Consider the following 1,888-nt stretch of genomic DNA (forward strand, 5'->3'; position numbering starts at 1 on the left):
ACTGCCGCGCAATCTCAGCAGGCGCACGCAAGCGCCGGCATTCGCTTCCTCCTCCTCGATACCCATCGCGCGGTAAGCAAGGAAGGCGGCAAGCAGACGTCGATCGTCGTATTGGTGGTATCCACGCTGCTGACGCTCGTCGTGGCGGCCAAACTTTTCGGAGCCTTCTAAGAATGGCAGCGAATAACAATATCGGTCGCAAGCGACTCGTGACTGGCGCGCATTACGGCCTGCGCGACTGGTTGGCGCAACGCGTTACCGCCGTCGTGATGGCGATCTACACCGTTGTCCTGCTGTTCTGGTTTTTCGGCGCCCGCGACTTCTCGTATGACGGCTGGGCTTCGATTTTCGCCATCGAGTGGATGAAGCTCGCCACCTTCGTGGCCTTGCTCTCGCTCTTCTATCACGCGTGGGTCGGCATCCGGGACATCTGGATGGACTACATCAAGCCCGTCGGGCTGCGGCTGTTCCTGCAGGTAGTGACCATCCTCTGGCTGGTCGGCTGTATCGGCTATGCGGCACAGATTCTCTGGAGAGTTTAAAGAATGGCTGCAATTAAAACGTCCCTGCCGCGTCGCCGATTCGACGTCGTGATCGTCGGCGCCGGTGGTTCCGGCATGCGCGCTTCGCTGCAACTCGCCCGTGCGGGACTGTCGGTCGCGGTGCTCTCAAAAGTGTTTCCCACGCGCTCGCACACGGTGGCGGCCCAAGGCGGCATCGGTGCATCGCTTGGCAACATGAGCGAAGACAACTGGCATTACCACTTCTACGACACCATCAAGGGCTCCGACTGGCTCGGCGACCAGGATGCGATCGAATTCATGTGCCGTGAAGCACCGGGCGCAGTCTACGAGCTGGAGCACATGGGCATGCCGTTCGACCGCAATGCGGACGGCACGATCTATCAACGCCCGTTTGGCGGCCACACGGCGAACTACGGCGAGAAGCCGGTGCAGCGTGCCTGCGCCGCCGCGGACCGTACCGGCCACGCCTTGCTGCACACGCTGTATCAGCAGAACGTCGCGGCCAAGACGCACTTCTTCGTCGAATGGATGGCGCTGGACCTGATCCGCGATGCCGACGGCGACGTGCTCGGCGTGACGGCGATGGAAATGGAAACGGGTGACGTCCACATCCTCGAAGGCAAGACCACGCTGTTCGCCACAGGCGGCGCGGGGCGGATCTTCGCGGCATCGACGAACGCGTTCATCAACACCGGCGACGGCCTCGGCATGGCGGCCCGTGCGGGTATCGCCTTGCAGGATATGGAATTCTGGCAATTCCACCCGACGGGCGTAGCCGGCGCGGGCGTGCTGATCACCGAAGGCGTGCGTGGCGAAGGCGGCATCCTGCGCAATTCGGACGGCGAGCGCTTCATGGAGCGCTACGCGCCGACGCTGAAGGATCTGGCGCCGCGCGACTTTGTTTCGCGTTCGATGGACCAGGAGATCAAGGAAGGCCGCGGCGTGGGTCCGAACAAGGATCACGTGTTGCTCGACCTGTCGCACATCGGCGCCGAGACGATCATGAAACGTCTGCCGTCGATCCGCGAGATCGCCATGAAGTTTGCGAACGTGGATTGCATCAAGGAACCGATTCCCGTCGTCCCGACCATCCACTACCAGATGGGCGGCATTCCGACGAACATCAACGGCCAGGTCGTCGGTACGTCGAAGGGTCACGAAGATCCGGTCCATGGCTTCTACGCAGTGGGCGAATGCTCGTGCGTGTCCGTGCACGGTGCGAACCGCCTCGGCACGAACTCGCTGCTCGACCTGGTGGTGTTCGGCCGCGCGGCCGGCAACCATATCATCAAGCACGCGAAGGAAATGAAGGAGCACAAGCCGCTACCGGCCGACGCCGCCGACGCCGCGCTCGAACGCCTCGC

The 1,888-nt window shown here is 62.7% G+C and carries 3 protein-coding genes; all 3 read left to right on the forward strand.

Going from position 1 to position 1,888, the window contains the following annotated elements; translation table 11 throughout:
* Positions 1-171 (forward strand): succinate dehydrogenase, cytochrome b556 subunit (locus WCA53_RS20715; RefSeq protein WP_423915045.1); only part of this gene is annotated, 171 nt, incomplete at its 5' end.
* Between the two features lie 2 nt (positions 172-173).
* Positions 174-542, forward strand: a complete 369-nt coding sequence (sdhD, locus tag WCA53_RS20720; protein WP_423915040.1) for a succinate dehydrogenase, hydrophobic membrane anchor protein — start codon at positions 174-176, stop codon at positions 540-542.
* 3 nt (positions 543-545) lie between these two features.
* The coding region (gene sdhA / locus WCA53_RS20725) for a succinate dehydrogenase flavoprotein subunit (protein ID WP_423915042.1) at positions 546-1,888 on the forward strand (1,343 nt) is incomplete at its 3' end.

The sequence above is a fragment of the Caballeronia sp. genome, assembly GCF_049581465.1.
Lineage (GTDB): Bacteria > Pseudomonadota > Gammaproteobacteria > Burkholderiales > Burkholderiaceae > Caballeronia.

What these genes read in the sequence shown, in the direction of transcription:
- sdhD (WP_423915040.1), top strand. Translation starts at nt 174, where the DNA reads ATGGCAGCGAATAACAATATCGGTCGCAAGCGACTCGTGACTGGCGCG.